Here is a 14,032-nt window from a genome sequence, read left to right as displayed (position 1 = left end):
GCCACACACCACATAAGTTCAAATTTAAACAAAAAATAATTGTTTAACTTTTTTATTTTCAAATTAATTGAAATTAAAAACCAATAATACAAAAAATTAAGCAACACTATAAAATTGCAATATCAACATTGCCAACCAAAACCGATTATGCTGAACGGATTTTGTCAGCACCAGGAAGAAACCATGACATTTTTCCCGGAATACGAAGAACACGACGGCCTGTCCCTGGCCAGCCTGCTGGCAAGCGGCCAGATCAGCCAGGCGGAGCTGCTGCGCGCGGCGCGGGAAAGAATGGATGCCCGCAATCCACCATTGAATGCGGTGATCCAGCGCCTGGACCACATGGCAGACCGGCAACGGGTGCAAGCCGGCAGCAGCCCGCTGGCCGGCCTGCCCATCCTGCTCAAAGACCTGCTGGCCGACGTGGCCGGCACTCCCACCAGCAACGGCAGCCGCCTGTTTGCCGAGCACGTCCCGCAGCAGGATGCCGAGCTGGTACGCCGCTACCGGGCAGCCGGACTGGTGTTTGCCGGCAAGACGGCCACACCGGAATTCGGCCTCTACCCCTATACCGAATCCGCCCTGACCGGAGCGACACGCAACCCCTGGAACCTCGCCCTCAGTTGCGGTGGCTCCAGTGGCGGTTCGGCGGCTGCCGTCGCCGCGGGCATGGTACCGATTGCACATGGTGGCGATGGCGGCGGCTCCATCCGCATACCGGCATCCAATTGTGGGCTGTTCGGCCTCAAGCCCAGCCGCGGGCGCTCGCCATGCGGCCCGAGCCGCTCGGAAAGCTGGCAGGGCTTTACCAGCGAACACGTGCTGACCCGCAGCGTACGTGACAGCGCAGCCATGCTGGATATCCTGTGCCAGGGCCATGACAGCGGCGATGCCTACCATTGCCCGCCACCGCCACAGCCGTTTCTGGCCGGCCTGGCACAGCCTCCCGGCAAGCTGCGCATTGCCTACACGCGCCGCCCCTTCATGGGCGGGCAGTTGCATCCCGAGTGCGATGCCGCCCTCAGTCACAGCCTGCGCCTGCTGGAAAACCTGGGACACAGCGTAGAAGAAGCCCACCCACCACTGGACGGTGCCGAGGAAATGTGTCGTGCCATGCTGGTGATGGTGTGCGGTGAAATGGCCAGCCTGATGCGCAACAGCATGCGCCTGTGCGGACGTCAGGCCAGCTTCAGGCTGGTGGAACCGTCCAGCTGGACGCTGGCGCGCTATGGAGAGCTGCTGTCTGCTGGCGAGTTTGCCTGGATGCGCGACTTTGCCCTGCGCCAAGGGCGCAGCATGCAAGCCTTTCATCAACGCTACGATGTGCTGGTGACGCCGGTACTGAACCAGCTGCCGGCAGCCATTGGCAGCCTGGGAACCTCCCGCCTTGAGGACGCGCTGTCCACTCTGTTGCTAGGCCATCTAGGCTGGGACTGGACACTGAAACTGAGCCAACTGGTGCCGGAGCACTCACGCAAGCTGATGGAATACATCGGCTGGACCATTCCCTTCAACATGAGCGGCCAGCCTGCCATGAGCGTGCCGCTGTACTGGACTGCCAGCAATATCCCGGTGGGTACCCAGTTTGTCGCGGCCAAAGGGCAAGACAGCTTGCTGCTGCAGCTGGCGGCGCAACTGGAAAATGCCCAGCCCTGGTTCCAGCGCCGCCCGTCTTCTGTTACGCGTTAGCGTACCGGATGCAGCCAGTCGGCGTGCGCAGCCAACGCCGTGGCAATCTGCCGGCTCAAGTCATCCAGCAGCACCTGCTGTGCAGCTACCAGGCCAGCGCTGTCCATGGCGCTGGCTTGGTGTTGCTGACTGAAATAACCCTGCAGCAATACGCCCCCCGGCCCCGGTCGCAGTACGCGCCATGCGGCGCTCAATGTCGCACCCTGCCCTTGCTGCAGGCGGAAGTCACGCACATCCAGCTGCAGGACCAGATCTGCACGCGCCAGGCCCAGTTGCGGCGCGGCATACACGCTGGACAGGCCCAGTTGCGCAGCCAGATTGCCGGCGAGCGCCTGTGTCAGCAGACGGGACAAGCTGGCTGTCCAATAATGCTGTTCCAGCAACTGCGGGCGGCCCTGAGCATCGAGCAACAGCAACTGAGGCCGATCGCTGCCAGCAGGCAGGCTGGCCTGCTCCACCAGCAATACCGCACCGGGCTGCAAGGCTTGCGCACTGGCCAGGCCTGCTTGCAGCTGATGGTAATGCACCGGTACCGAACTGCAGGCCGTCAATCCCGTAATCAATAGCATCGCAGCCAGGCGGCGGATCAGGGCGAATTGCTTGCTCATGGTTTGCTTTCCTGTTTACCGCGGATCAGCGCTTCCGGGTGGCGATCCAGATAATCACTCAGGGCGCGGAAGCTGCGCGCGGTTTCTGATACTTCCTGTGCTGCCTTGCGCACATCCTGCTGCAGCGGCGAATTGCTCTGCAATGCCTGATTGGCGTTATCCAGCGTCTGCTGCAGCTGCTGCAGGGTTTGCAGCGTCTGCGGCACCACCTTGCCATCCAGGCTATTACCCAGCTGCTGCACCGTGCCAAGCGTGGCGTGCAGCTCCTTGATGGTGGCATCCAGCTCCTGGCCTATGCTGTCGAACGGCACCTTGTCCAGCTTGCGCGCAATGCGTTGCAGCACGCCTTGCAGCTCCTCCAGATCGCCCGGAATGGTGGGCAGCACATCCATGCCCTGACTGCGGCCAAGACGTGCCGGCTTGGCATCGCGGAAGAAATCCAGCGCCACGAACAACTGGCCGGTCAGCAGGCTGCCCGAACGCAGCTGCGCCCGCATGCCGTGCTCCACCATCTTGTCCAGTTTCAGCTGATGCAGACGGGTCTCGTCCAGATTGCTGGACATGCTGATCAGCCGGCTGGGGAAGATGCGAATGGTAACCAGCATGTTGAAATCCTTGCGCGGCGCATCGTATTCCATGCCGATGGCGGTGACTTCACCAATGACGATGCCACGGAAATCCACCGGAGCCCCCACGGCAAGACCGCGCACTGACTGCTGGAACTTGAGCTGCAGCGGTACTACTTCATGGTCTGGCGACTGCATGGCCTGCTCGCGGGTATTGGACAAGGTAAAAGTGGCCCCTGCCCCGGCCTGCTTGCCTTCATCGGGGGCAACCGGGGTTTCGAACGCCACGCCGCCCAGCATGATGGCGCTGAGCGACTGGGTATTCACCTTCAGGCCATTGGCCGATACCGACAGGTCGATACCACTGGCATGCCAGAAGCGGCTGTCAGCGGTGACAAAGCGGTCGTACGGCGCATTGACGAATACGGTGATGTCGACATTGCGACCGTTACGATCCAGCTGGTAGGCCACTACCTGCCCCACCGGCACACGGCGGAAATACACCGGTGCGCCGATGTCCAGCGATCCCAGCTCCGATGCTTTCAGCACAAACTGGCGGCCCGGCAGGTCACCGGTAATGATGGGCGGCACATCCAGCCCGGTAAAGTGCTGGCTCATCTCGCTGCTCTTGCCGGCATCCATGCCGACATAGGCACCGGACAGCAGCGTGCCAAGGCCGGATACGCTGCCGCCGGCAATGCGCGGCCGCACGATCCAGAAGCGACTGTCGCGCGCCAGAAAGCGCTCGGCCTCCTTGCTCAGTTGGGCAGTGGCCTCGATATTCTTGCTGTCCGGGCTGATGCGTACCGCCGTCACTTCGCCAATATCCACATCCTTGTACTTGATGCGGGTCTTGCCGGCTTCCAGCCCTTCACCACTGCGGAAGGTAATAGTGATGGTGGGGCCGCGCGCCAGAATGGCCTGCACCGCCAGATAGCCGCCAATCAGCGCCGCCACCAGCGGAATCAGCCACACCAGCGAAGGCGACCAGCGGCCGGGCCGGGCGGGCCGGGCCACTGCCAGCGGCACGCCATCAGGGCTACGGGGATCATCAGCGCCGGTCGCGCTGTCATGCTCGTCAGTCGTTTGCGGCAGAGGCTTGTCGCTCATCATCATCCTCGAAAACATCCCAGATCAGCCTGGGATCAAAATGCATGGCGGAAAGCATGGTCAGCACCACCACGGCACCAAAGGCAACAGCCCCCGGACCGGCCTTGATGGTGGCCAGCGATTGCAGCTGCACCAGCGCCACCAGCAAACCGACCACATAAATATCCAGCATGGACCACGGCCCCACCACTTCCAGCAGGCGGTACAGCCGGGTGCGCTGCCGGGGTGCCCAGCGCGAACGCCAGTGCACGGTCAGCAGCAATAGCAGCATGGACAGTATTTTCAGCAAGGGCACCAGCACACTGGCGATGAACACCACCAGCGCCAGCGGCCAGGAGCCATTGCGCCACAGATAGGCCACCCCGCTCATGATGGTATCGCGCTGGGTGCCGGACAGCATTTCCGTCAGCATGATGGGCATCAGGTTGGCCGGGATGTAGCACACGATGGCGGCCAGCAAAAAGGCCCAGGCATATTGCAGGCTGTGCGGCTTGCGCCGGTGCAGCCCGGCCCCGCAGCGCGGGCAGCAGGATGCGCGGTCAGCCTGGGTCTTGCCGACGCGGCACAGCAGCCCGCAGCCGTGGCAAGTCCACAGCCCTTGGCTGGCCGCACTGTTTACCTGGTAGCGCGGCATGCCAGATAGCGCTCCCACAGCAAGCCCGGATCAAAACGGCTGGCATTACCTGCCAGCAAGATGATCAGGGCAAAAAACGACCACAGGCCGATGCCCGGATGCACTTCGGCCATATGGGCAAGTTTTACCAGCGACACCAGCACGCCCAACAGAAATACCTCCACCATGCCCCACGGGTGCAACACGCGCACCAGGCGCATCACCCGGGCAAAGCCAGGCGGCGCATGCCCCAGTGCCAAGGGAAGCAGCAGGTAGAGCAGGCAGAGCAGCTCCAGCCCCGGCGTCAGCACGCCGGTCAGCAATACCAGCAAGGCTACCGGCTCGATTTGCTGCTGCGATAGCTGCCAGGCCGTCCCCAGCAGGGTGGTGGCCGTCTTGACCCCGTTGGCCTCCAGACCGACAACCGGAAACACATTGGCCAGCACAAACACCAGCAAACCGGCCAGCACCAGCGCCAGCGAGGTGGTAGGACGATAAGCCGGCCCCGGCAGCAGCTGGCAGCCACAGCGACAACACAATGCGCCCTGCTCCGTTTGCGGCGGGGCAGATTGCAACAGATCGCATTCGTGACAGGCCAGCAGGCGTGTGCCTGTAGCTGGCTGGCGGATATTTTGACTCATGGCGCGCTATTGTACAGCCGGCGGCAGCAGGCTGACAGCTTGCCCGGCCTGCCACTGCTTGCGCCGGGCCGTAAAGTGCCACCAGGGCAGCGCCTGATCATGCTGCAGGTAATGGCAGACCGAGATGAAGACATCCAGTACACAGGGGTCCTGTCTGGTCCCGCTCAGGCTGCACAGCTGAAGGTAAAGCGCATGGGGATCAGCACCGGCCAGCGATTGCGGCGTCTCATGTCCGAGCAGGCGCAAGTCTGCTGCCATGGCCGCGCCGACATTGGGAAGCTGCAGCAGGCTGTGCGCCTGCGCGGCAGGGGGACAACGTTGCGGCTTCATCAGGATCTCCGGTTATTTGCTGCGGGCAGACTACAAGGACTTTACCCGCTGCGCTGTGGGCAAAGCTGAAATTCTTATCCTGACTCAAGGCTAGGTAAGCCTGGCCTGCGACAAAATCCGGGCTTCACCACCCTCAAGCAGGAAGAACACCATGACCACGCTGTCCCCCCAGCTGAATACCAGCTATTTGTTCGATGCTCGCGGTATTGCCAAGCGCTTCCGCCATGCTGCCATTTTCGGCGCACTTGAATCGCTGCACGATGGCGAAGTGATGCGCTTTGTCAATGATCACGACCCGCTGCCCTTGCTGGAACAGGTCCGCCAGCGTTATGGCCAGCAAATCACCTTCCGCTATGCCGAGCGCCAGCCGGAAATGATCGTGATCGAATTCCAGATCAGCCTGGGCAAGCCCCAGGAAACCGCCCCGGCCAGCGGTGGTGGTTGCGGTGGCGGCGGCGGTTGCGGCTGCTCCGGTCAGTAAGCCACGCTCCAGGCTACGCAGTATTTCCCCTTGCGGCATGACAATCGTTGTTGCAGGGTCAGGACATTTACCCGACCTGACTCTGTAACAGATTGTTATAAACCCAAGCCGTCAGTGTGGAATAAAAAAACACTTCAAATCAATACCTTGCCATTCCATCAGCGCAAGATCATGCCATGGCCATTTCTTGCCAAACGCTTTTCAATACTTACTAACATTTCACAGCTTGTCCATTTCACCCCACCTTCACTAGACTGCCGCCACTTACACAGTGGATTAGCGAATCATGCAAATGAATAAATGGATTTCGGTAATTGCCCTCAGCCTGGCAGCAACTGCAGCCCAGGCCGGCTCGACAACAGATGCGATTCTTGGTGGTGCAGTAGGTGGTGCAGCAGGTGCAGCAGTCGGTAATGCCGTGGGTGGCCGCAATGGTGCCATCATCGGCAGCGCAGTGGGTGGAGCCACCGGCGTGGCCATTACCACCAAGGATCAGCGCCAGGACGGCCCGGCGCGTGATGAGGGACGCCATCATCACCATCGTCATCACGACCATGGCCGTCACCGCGGCTGGGACAAGCACGACTGAGTCTTCAGCGGGCAACAAGACAAAAGACCACGCGATTTAGCGTGGTCTTTTTCATTTCAGCCAGCAAGCCGGATTCAGCCATGCAGCCAGGGCTGCAACATGTCCCAGGCCAGTTTGCCAATCAGCACCGTGGTCAGCAGCAAGAACAGCACCCGCACAAATCCAGCCCCCTTCTTCATCGCCACCCAGGAACCGGTCATGGCGCCCAGCACATTGAAACCGGCCATCGGAATGGCGTACTGGAACAGCACATTGCCGGTGGGGATGAAAAACGCCAGCGCTGCCACATTGGTGGTGAGGTTGACCACTTTGGCCGCGGCCGAGGCATGCAGGAAGTCGAAGGCAAAAAAGCGGATGAACAGGAAGATCAGGAAGCTGCCGGTACCCGGCCCGAACAGACCGTCATAAAAACCGATGGCCCCGCCAATGGCCATGCCCACCCCCATTTCGCGCCGGCCTATCGTCACCGGCTTGTGCAGCTTGCCAAAATCTTTTTTCCACAAGGTGTACATAGCCATCAACACCAGCAGCACCAGTACCAACGGGCGGATCACCGACTTGGGAATGGCATTTACCGTGGCCGCACCGGCAAAGGACATGATAAAGGCGGTGATGGCTGCCGGTATCACCAGCTTCCACGGCAAACGCACCCGCTGCAGATAAGACCGCGTGGCCGACAGCGTTCCCACTGCCGAAGACATCTTGTTGGTGCCAAACAGCGTGGCTGCCGAATACTGCGGCAGAAAATTGAACAGTGCCGGTGTCTGGATCAGGCCGCCACCGCCGACGGCGGCGTCGATCAGACCGGCCATGAAAGAGAAGAAACACAAGAATCCCAAGGTCAACAACATGACTGCCTCCTGATAATGGAAGCCATTGTAGGGCTTGCACCGACCATGTTGTTGCAATACCGTATTGCAAATTCTGCAATCTGGTAAGTATATGAAGCTGTTATGGGAACTGCAGGTCTTCTGCGCCGTGGTGGAACGCAAAAGCTTTGTCTCGGCTGCGCGTCAGTTGGGGACATCACCCAGCACCGCCACGCGTGCGGTGCAGGCGCTGGAAGAAAGCCTGGGCACCAGTCTGCTGGCCCGCTCGCAAAAGCAGGTCAGCCTGACCATGGCCGGCGAAGCCTACTACGATACCGCGCGGCAGATGTTGCAATTGCAGGAAGAAGTGGAAGACGACCTGGCCGCCCTGGGCAGTGCGCCACGCGGCTGGCTGCGCTTTTCCGCACCCGAGGTGATGGCCAGCCATTTCCTGCCGCCCATCCTGCAGCAACTGGCCAACAGCAACCCGCAACTGCGCTTTGACATCCTGTACAGCGACACCATCCTGGAGCCGATACGCGAAAAGCTGGACTTCAGCATCCGCGGGGCCTACCCCGCTTCCAGCGAGCTGATCGGCTTTCCGCTCTGGCCCTATCAGCGCCGGCTGTACGCCAGCCCGGCCTATGTCGCCAGCCACGGCCTGCCGCAGCAGCCAGAAGAGCTGAGCGAGCACGCCATCCTGATTCATGCCGCACCGCGCATTCTCAAGGCCTGGAATTTCGTTTCGGACAGCCATCAGGTCAGCCTCAACCTGAATGCCAGCCACCGCGTCAGCTCCGGCAATGCCGTGCTGCAGGCCGCACTGGCCGGCTGGGGCGTGGCACGCATGGGCGACTGGCTGGCCGAACCACTGGTGGCAAGCGGCCAGCTGGTGCGGCTGTGCCCGGACTACCGCATCGTGTCCAACCGTGGGGAGGATGCGCAGATGCATGCCGTGTTTGCCAGCCGTCGGATTCCACGCAAGGCCAGGCTGGTGCTGGATGCCATCCGCAGCGCCGCCACGGCGGCAGGTTTTGCCAGCCGCTGAAATGCGCAAGAGCCGGCAAGGCCGGCTCTGTTTGCTACACATCAGGCTACACGGGGTTTACATGGCTGCACGGTAGATGGCGCAGATTTCTTCGTGCGTGGCCTGAACCGGATTGGTAAAGCCGCATGCGTCTTTCAAGGCATTGGTCGCCAGTACCGGGATGTCCTCTACTTTCACCCCCAATTGCGTCAGACCCGCCGGGATACCCACCTTGGCAGCCAGCTGACGGATGGCTTCAATCGCATCTTCTGCACCAGCCTTCACGCCCAGCGCCACGCCGACATCAGCCAGACGCGCAGCAGCCACCTTGCTGTTGTACACCTGCACGTGCGGCAGCAATACCGCATTGCACACGCCGTGCGGCAGGTCGTAGAAGCCACCCAGCTGGTGTGCCATCGCATGCACATAACCCAGCGAGGCATTGTTGAACGCCATTCCAGCCAGGAACTGGGCATAGGCCATCTGTTCGCGCGCTTCCATGTCCTGGCCGTTTTCCACGGCACGCGGCAGAAAAGCCGCGATCAGGCTCATGGCCTTGAGCGCGCAGGCGTCGGTAATCGGGGTGGCAATGGTCGACACATAGGCTTCGATGGCGTGAGTCAGTGCATCCATGCCGGTGGCGGCAGTGAGCGAAGGCGGCATGCCAGCCATGGTTTCCGGGTCGTTCACCGACAGGATGGGCGTGGTGTGCTTGTCCACGATGGCCATCTTGATATGGCGCGCCTCGTCAGTGATGATGCAAAAACGCGTCATCTCACTGGCCGTACCGGCGGTGGTATTGATGGCCACCAGCGGCAGCTGCGGCTTGGCCGACTTGTCCACGCCTTCGTAATCCTGGATCTTGCCGCCATTCACCGCGACCAGGGCAATGCCCTTGGCACAGTCATGCGGCGAGCCGCCACCCAGCGAAATCACCACATCACATTGTTTTTCCTGCAACAGTGCCAAGCCAGCATTGACGTTGGCGCAGGTCGGATTGGGGTGTACGCCATCGAATACCGCCGACTGGATATCAGCCGCAGCCAGCAGCGCGGCCACCTTGTCGGCAAGACCGGTCTTGACCAGGCCGGCATCGGTCACGATCAGCGCACGTTTGAAACCCTGGGCCTGCATGCTGTCTACGGCCTGCTGCAAGCAGCCGGCTCCCATCAGGTTGACGGAAGGAATGAAGAAAGCGCTGGTAGCCATGATGATCTCCTTAGGGTGGGGTGGGTGCGGCCGGCTTGCATTGGAAAGCAAGCCGGAAACAGGAGAACCATTCGGCCCTGCCTGCCGCGCCAGTAAGGTTTGGCTCCATCTTGGCACTCCAGTGGAATGGCATATTGCGTCAGATCAAACCCGGTCCCTTGTAGCTGCAGCACTACAAAACCCGGTTGCGACAAGGCCTTGCCACCGGACACCGCAGACAGCAGATGCACACCCGTGCGCATGGGGCGATAATCGCGTTTTCACTTGTCAGAGCACGCCATGCACACCCTGCTAGCCCGCGACTACCCGGCCACGCCGTGGAAAAACGGCGGCGGCACCACCCGCCAGATCCTGATTTCACCGCCGGATGCCACACTGGATGATTTCGACTACCGCATCAGCATGGCCAGCGTGGCCAGTGACGGTCCGTTTTCGCACTTTGCCGGGGTGGACCGCCAGTTGCTGCTGCTGGACGGCAATGGCCTGCTGCTGGTACGTGGCGACGGCAGCCACAGCCTGCTGGATGTTCACAGCCACCCGCTGGCCTTTGCCGGGGAAGAGCCTATCAGCAGCCGGCTGCAGGATGGGCCGGTGCTCGACTTCAATGTGATGACCCGCCGCAACCGCTACCAACAGCAGGTGGAAAGCTTTGAGCTGCACGGGGTGCGCCAGTTACAAAGCAGTGACGAAGTGTTGCTGGTGATGCTGGCGGCAGGCAAGGCACTGGAAGTGCGCCGAGAAGATGGCCGCAGTTGCGTGCTGCAGCCACAGGATGCCTTGCTGCAGCAACTGGCGGTAAGCCTGACGCTGACCAGTACCATGCCGGTCCGCATCATCGTCGTGCGGCTTAACCGGCAAAGCCCGGAATGAACTACCTGGCCCACCTGCATCTGGCACCGGACGATGCGGCGGCACGGGTGGGGAATCTGCTGGGCGACTTTCTCAAGCCATCCCATGCCGGACACCTACCGCAGGCGCTGCAGCAAGGCATGGCCCTGCACCGGCGGATAGACAGCCACACCGACAGCCACCCGCTGGTGGCACACAGCAAGCAGCGCATTGCCGCAGAGCGGCGGCGCTACGCCGGCATCCTGGTGGACATTTTCTACGATCACTTCCTGGCACGGCACTGGACCGAATTTGCCAGCATGCCGCTGGCGGATTTCACCGCCCGCAGCTATGCCGAACTGGAAGCACACCGGCAATGGCTGCCACCGCGCCTGCTGGACATATTGCCGCGCATGCAGACCGAGGACTGGTTGCTGTCCTACGCAGAAGTGGACGGTATTGCCGCAGTGCTGCGCAGCTTTTCCCGCCACCGCATACAGCGCGACAATCCCGTTGCCGCTGGCATTGACGACCTGCTCCAGCACTATTCAACGCTAGAACAGGACTTTCTGGACTTTTACCCGCAATTGCAGCAGGCATTGGTCACGGACCGCAGCTAAGCGGCCCGCACTGCATCAGCGATGTAACAGGTTGGCGTTGCTCTGGATCAGTTCGGAGAACAGCTGCTCCACCCCTTCCCACATGATCTGCACCCCCAGACACATCAGAATGAAGGCCGACAGGCGCAGGAACACCACCGAGCCAGTCTGCCCCAGATAAGCCAGCAGCTTGTCGGCATGGCGGTAACACATGTACACCAGCACGGCCAGCGACAGCACCGCCGCCAGACTGGCCATCGGCACCAGCATGTATTTCACCATCGGCTTGCCGGTTACCGTCATCGACGCACCCAGGGTGATGGAAACCGAGATCGAACCTGGCCCCACTGTCAGTGGAAAAGTCAGCGGATAAAAGGCCCGCTGCTTGAGTTCGTCACGGTTTTCCTGCCGCACCGGCTCGCTGGAAGGCTGATTGCTTTCCGCCGGGTTGTCATTGAGCATGCGCCAGGCCGCCAGCGAAATCAGCAAGCCACCAGACAGCTGCACCACCGGCAGCGACACACCGAAAAACTCCAGCACGAAACTGCCCACATACATGCTGCCCAGCAACAGCAAAAAGCAGTACATGGCAATACGCCGCGCCAGAAAAGCCCGCTGCTGCGTGGTGTTGCGCGCGGTCATGGAAATGAAAATGGGCACCAATCCGGGAGGATTGATAATGGGCAGCAAGGCTGCCAGCACAAACAGATATTTGCTGAAAAAAAGTGACATCAGGGCCATATTATTGTTCTCCGGGCAGGCTCCGGCCTGCTTGGTGGGGGATGGTGCGTCTCGTGATGCATCTTGTCATGCCGTGCATTGCGCGGCGATTGTAACGTGCGTATCACTACCATACAGCGCAGCCGACAAAAAATTTGTGTGCCAGACCAGCACATTCATGAAAAAGGCCCGGCAACGCCGGGCCTTGTCCTCAGAGCTGAAGATGCACTCAGTCAGCGGCCTGCTCTGCCAGACGACCGGACGGCTCGACCGGTTCCAACTGCGCATGCGCTTCGGCCAGTTCAATCCGCTCCAGCGGAATCAGCGTGCTGCCATGCTTCCATTTGTAGCCCAGCCACAGCAGCAGAAACAGCGGAATGCCGATATAGGTGGCGATAATGCCATTCCAGTCGACCTTGGCGCTGGTGAAGGCGGCATAGTTCTGCCCCAGCATGATCAGCATGCACAGCGCAAAGGCAAACAGCGGCCCCAGCGGAAACCAGCGGGCGCGGTAAGGCAGATCGGCCAGATCATAGCCCTGCTGCACATAGGCACGGCGGAAACGGTAATGGCAGATGGCAATCCCCAGCCAGGCGATGAAACCGGTCATGCCGGAGGAATTCAGCAGCCACAGGTATACCGCATTGCTCTCGAACAGCGAGGTAAGGAAGCACAGGCCGGCCACCAGCGTGGTGGCATACAGGGCATTGCGCGGCACGCCACTGGCAGACAGCTTGCCGAACCAGGCCGGGGCCATCTTGTTCTGCGCCATCACGTACAGCATGCGGGTGGAAGCATACATGCCGGAATTCCCCGCCGACAGGATGGCCGACAGGATCACCGCATTCATCAGGCTGGCCGACAAGGCGAGGCCGGCGCGGCTGAACACCAGGGTGAACGGGCTGGCACCCACGTCCTGCACATCGTTCTTCAGCAGCATCGGATCGTTATACGGCAGGATGAAGCCGATGATCAGGATGGACAGCATGTAGAACATCAGGATGCGCCAGAAAATCTGCTTCACGGCGCGCGGGATTGTTTTGGCCGGGTGGCTGGATTCGCCCGCAGCCACGCCGATCAGCTCAGTGCCCTGGAAGGAGAAACCCACAATCATCGACACGCTGACAAAGGCCGCCATGCCACCGACAAAGGGGCCATCACCATGCATGAACACATTCAGGCCAGGCGAATAACGGCTACTGTCCGGATTGGTCATGATGCCCCAGATCATCATGAAACCCACGATGATGAAGGCAATGATGGTGACCACCTTGAGCATGGAGCACCAGAATTCCGCCTCGCCAAAGCCTTTTACCGAGAAATAGTTGAGGGCAAAGATGACGGCCAGAAACACCGCGCTCCACACCACGCCCGGTACATGGGGTAGCCAGTAATGCATGACGATGGAAGCCGCTGCCAGTTCCACCGCAATGGTGACCGCCCAGTTGTACCAGTAATTCCAGCCCTGGGCGAAACCGAAGGAGTGGTCGACAAAACGCGAACCGTATACCTGGAAGGAGCCGGACACCGGCATGAAAGCTGCCATCTCCCCCAGACTGGTCATCAGGAAATACACCATCAACCCGATCAGCGCATACGACAGCAAGGCCCCACCCGGCCCGGCCGAAGCTACCGTGGCACCGGAGGCCAGAAACAGGCCGGTACCGATGGAGCCGCCAATGGCGATCATGGACAAATGGCGCGCCTGCAGGCTGCGCCTAAGTCCTTCGCCTTCTCTATTGTTTTCCATAAGTCTGTCCTACTGCAGAGTTTACAACTGATAGCGTTTTGCTCCACATGCAATATCAGCAAAACATGATGATCGAAACTCTACAGGATGTCAGCAAGAGAAAGATTTATCCAGTGCATTTTTGTATTGAATTGTAAGAATATGAATAATGAATTTTCCTTTTGTGACACACATCAAGTATTCAGTGTGCATCAGCACCGCCACTCATCCCATCACCCTGCCCTATTGCCTGTAGCAGCCGCCCACCATCGAGTAGAAAAACACCTGCACAGCAAGCAACTGACAGCCCACAGGACTACGCCGCATGCAACAACATACAACCGCGCTAAGCTGCGGATGCATAAGTGTTTTTGCCATCACCAGGCCAAACCCGGCTGCCAATGTGAAGCCACTGTGCATTTGCACTGACAAATCAGCCATTTAGCTGTATAATGCGCGCTGCCTCCTTCCGGACCGTTCCCCA

Annotated in this window: 15 protein-coding genes; 6 read left to right on the top strand and 9 right to left on the bottom strand. The window is 60.3% G+C overall.

Annotated features, from left to right (window positions below; genetic code table 11):
* The first annotated feature begins 183 nt into the window (after window positions 1-183).
* On the top strand, window positions 184-1,689 hold the full coding sequence (locus tag GSR16_RS06010) for an amidase (protein WP_159875615.1): 1,506 nt from the start codon (window positions 184-186) through the stop codon (window positions 1,687-1,689).
* Here the strand turns inward: GSR16_RS06010 and GSR16_RS06005 are convergent.
* Genes GSR16_RS06005 through GSR16_RS05985 form a run of 5 tightly spaced genes read right to left on the bottom strand, consistent with a single transcriptional unit; the run spans window position 1,686 to window position 5,557 of the window.
* Window positions 1,686-2,297, bottom strand: a complete 612-nt coding sequence (locus tag GSR16_RS06005; RefSeq protein WP_159875614.1) for a PqiC family protein — start codon at window positions 2,295-2,297, stop codon at window positions 1,686-1,688. The two genes, GSR16_RS06010 and GSR16_RS06005, sit on opposite strands and share 4 nt — an antisense overlap.
* A complete protein-coding gene (locus tag GSR16_RS06000) occupies window positions 2,294-3,973 on the bottom strand; it encodes a PqiB family protein (RefSeq protein ID WP_159875613.1) in 1,680 nt (559 codons plus the stop codon). Before GSR16_RS06000 ends, GSR16_RS06005 begins: the two co-directional genes overlap by 4 nt.
* Complete coding sequence (locus tag GSR16_RS05995; protein WP_159875612.1) at window positions 3,942-4,607, bottom strand: paraquat-inducible protein A; 666 nt, start codon at window positions 4,605-4,607, stop codon at window positions 3,942-3,944. The genes GSR16_RS06000 and GSR16_RS05995 overlap by 32 nt, the downstream gene beginning before the upstream one ends.
* Entirely contained in the window at window positions 4,589-5,227 is a 639-nt protein-coding gene (locus GSR16_RS05990; RefSeq protein WP_159875611.1) for a paraquat-inducible protein A, read from the bottom strand. Before GSR16_RS05990 ends, GSR16_RS05995 begins: the two co-directional genes overlap by 19 nt.
* A 6-nt stretch (window positions 5,228-5,233) precedes the next feature.
* Window positions 5,234-5,557 (bottom strand): helix-hairpin-helix domain-containing protein, encoded by a 324-nt coding sequence (locus GSR16_RS05985; protein ID WP_159875610.1) that lies wholly within the window; start codon window positions 5,555-5,557, stop codon window positions 5,234-5,236.
* A 151-nt stretch (window positions 5,558-5,708) separates the two neighbouring features.
* On the opposite strand from GSR16_RS05985, the gene GSR16_RS05980 reads away from it, so the two are divergent.
* Together GSR16_RS05980 and GSR16_RS21020 are read left to right on the top strand one after the other, a co-directional pair.
* Complete coding sequence (locus tag GSR16_RS05980; RefSeq protein WP_159875609.1) at window positions 5,709-6,038, top strand: DUF2249 domain-containing protein; 330 nt, start codon at window positions 5,709-5,711, stop codon at window positions 6,036-6,038.
* Between the two features lie 286 nt (window positions 6,039-6,324).
* The gene (locus tag GSR16_RS21020; protein WP_205677504.1) at window positions 6,325-6,627 is read left to right on the top strand and encodes a glycine zipper domain-containing protein; all 303 of its coding nucleotides are present in this window, start codon (window positions 6,325-6,327) and stop codon (window positions 6,625-6,627) included.
* 74 nt (window positions 6,628-6,701) lie between these two features.
* Here GSR16_RS21020 and GSR16_RS05970 read toward each other — a convergent pair whose 3' ends face one another.
* Window positions 6,702-7,478 carry a sulfite exporter TauE/SafE family protein gene (locus GSR16_RS05970; protein ID WP_205677503.1) on the bottom strand — a complete coding sequence of 259 codons (777 nt, stop codon included), beginning with the start codon at window positions 7,476-7,478 and terminating at the stop codon, window positions 6,702-6,704.
* A gap of 91 nt (window positions 7,479-7,569) precedes the next feature.
* Between GSR16_RS05970 and GSR16_RS05965 the strand changes: the two genes are divergently transcribed.
* Window positions 7,570-8,484, top strand: a complete 915-nt coding sequence (locus GSR16_RS05965) for a LysR family transcriptional regulator (protein ID WP_159875608.1) — start codon at window positions 7,570-7,572, stop codon at window positions 8,482-8,484.
* 57 nt (window positions 8,485-8,541) lie between these two features.
* Here the strand turns inward: GSR16_RS05965 and yiaY are convergent, their stop codons facing one another.
* Window positions 8,542-9,672 carry an L-threonine dehydrogenase gene (gene yiaY / locus GSR16_RS05960; protein ID WP_159875607.1) on the bottom strand — a complete coding sequence of 377 codons (1,131 nt, stop codon included), beginning with the start codon at window positions 9,670-9,672 and terminating at the stop codon, window positions 8,542-8,544.
* A gap of 279 nt (window positions 9,673-9,951) precedes the next feature.
* Here yiaY and GSR16_RS05955 point away from each other — a divergent pair, with 279 nt between their 5' ends.
* Together GSR16_RS05955 and GSR16_RS05950 are read left to right on the top strand one after the other, a co-directional pair.
* Window positions 9,952-10,542: a HutD/Ves family protein gene (locus GSR16_RS05955; protein ID WP_159875606.1), complete on the top strand. Its 591-nt coding sequence runs from the start codon at window positions 9,952-9,954 to the stop codon at window positions 10,540-10,542.
* Window positions 10,539-11,120, top strand: coding sequence for an acyl carrier protein phosphodiesterase (locus GSR16_RS05950; protein WP_159875605.1), 582 nt, complete (start codon window positions 10,539-10,541; stop codon window positions 11,118-11,120). The genes GSR16_RS05955 and GSR16_RS05950 overlap by 4 nt, the downstream gene beginning before the upstream one ends.
* A gap of 15 nt (window positions 11,121-11,135) precedes the next feature.
* Here GSR16_RS05950 and GSR16_RS05945 read toward each other — a convergent pair whose 3' ends face one another.
* Both GSR16_RS05945 and GSR16_RS05940 read right to left on the bottom strand, forming a co-directional pair.
* The gene (locus GSR16_RS05945) at window positions 11,136-11,831 is read right to left on the bottom strand and encodes a MarC family protein (RefSeq protein ID WP_240902608.1); all 696 of its coding nucleotides are present in this window, start codon (window positions 11,829-11,831) and stop codon (window positions 11,136-11,138) included.
* A 217-nt stretch (window positions 11,832-12,048) separates the two neighbouring features.
* Window positions 12,049-13,569 carry an amino acid permease gene (locus tag GSR16_RS05940; RefSeq protein WP_159875603.1) on the bottom strand — a complete coding sequence of 507 codons (1,521 nt, stop codon included), beginning with the start codon at window positions 13,567-13,569 and terminating at the stop codon, window positions 12,049-12,051.
* Window positions 13,570-14,032: the final 463 nt, after the last annotated feature.

The organism is Aquitalea denitrificans, assembly GCF_009856625.1.
GTDB classification, from domain to species: domain Bacteria; phylum Pseudomonadota; class Gammaproteobacteria; order Burkholderiales; family Chromobacteriaceae; genus Aquitalea; species Aquitalea denitrificans.
This window is presented reverse-complemented; position numbering and strand designations above follow the sequence as displayed.

Coding starts and splice junctions, on each gene's coding strand:
- GSR16_RS06000 (WP_159875613.1), bottom strand. CDS start 3,973: ATGAGCGACAAGCCTCTGCCGCAAACGACTGACGAGCATGACAGCGCG.
- GSR16_RS05955 (WP_159875606.1), top strand. CDS start 9,952: ATGCACACCCTGCTAGCCCGCGACTACCCGGCCACGCCGTGGAAAAAC.
- yiaY (WP_159875607.1), bottom strand. CDS start 9,672: ATGGCTACCAGCGCTTTCTTCATTCCTTCCGTCAACCTGATGGGAGCC.
- GSR16_RS06010 (WP_159875615.1), top strand. CDS start 184: ATGACATTTTTCCCGGAATACGAAGAACACGACGGCCTGTCCCTGGCC.
- GSR16_RS05995 (WP_159875612.1), bottom strand. CDS start 4,607: ATGCCGCGCTACCAGGTAAACAGTGCGGCCAGCCAAGGGCTGTGGACT.
- GSR16_RS21020 (WP_205677504.1), top strand. CDS start 6,325: ATGCAAATGAATAAATGGATTTCGGTAATTGCCCTCAGCCTGGCAGCA.
- GSR16_RS05990 (WP_159875611.1), bottom strand. CDS start 5,227: ATGAGTCAAAATATCCGCCAGCCAGCTACAGGCACACGCCTGCTGGCC.
- GSR16_RS05970 (WP_205677503.1), bottom strand. CDS start 7,478: ATGTTGTTGACCTTGGGATTCTTGTGTTTCTTCTCTTTCATGGCCGGT.
- GSR16_RS05945 (WP_240902608.1), bottom strand. CDS start 11,831: ATGTCACTTTTTTTCAGCAAATATCTGTTTGTGCTGGCAGCCTTGCTG.
- GSR16_RS05950 (WP_159875605.1), top strand. CDS start 10,539: ATGAACTACCTGGCCCACCTGCATCTGGCACCGGACGATGCGGCGGCA.
- GSR16_RS05965 (WP_159875608.1), top strand. CDS start 7,570: ATGAAGCTGTTATGGGAACTGCAGGTCTTCTGCGCCGTGGTGGAACGC.
- GSR16_RS05940 (WP_159875603.1), bottom strand. CDS start 13,569: ATGGAAAACAATAGAGAAGGCGAAGGACTTAGGCGCAGCCTGCAGGCG.
- GSR16_RS05980 (WP_159875609.1), top strand. CDS start 5,709: ATGACCACGCTGTCCCCCCAGCTGAATACCAGCTATTTGTTCGATGCT.
- GSR16_RS06005 (WP_159875614.1), bottom strand. CDS start 2,297: ATGAGCAAGCAATTCGCCCTGATCCGCCGCCTGGCTGCGATGCTATTG.
- GSR16_RS05985 (WP_159875610.1), bottom strand. CDS start 5,557: ATGAAGCCGCAACGTTGTCCCCCTGCCGCGCAGGCGCACAGCCTGCTG.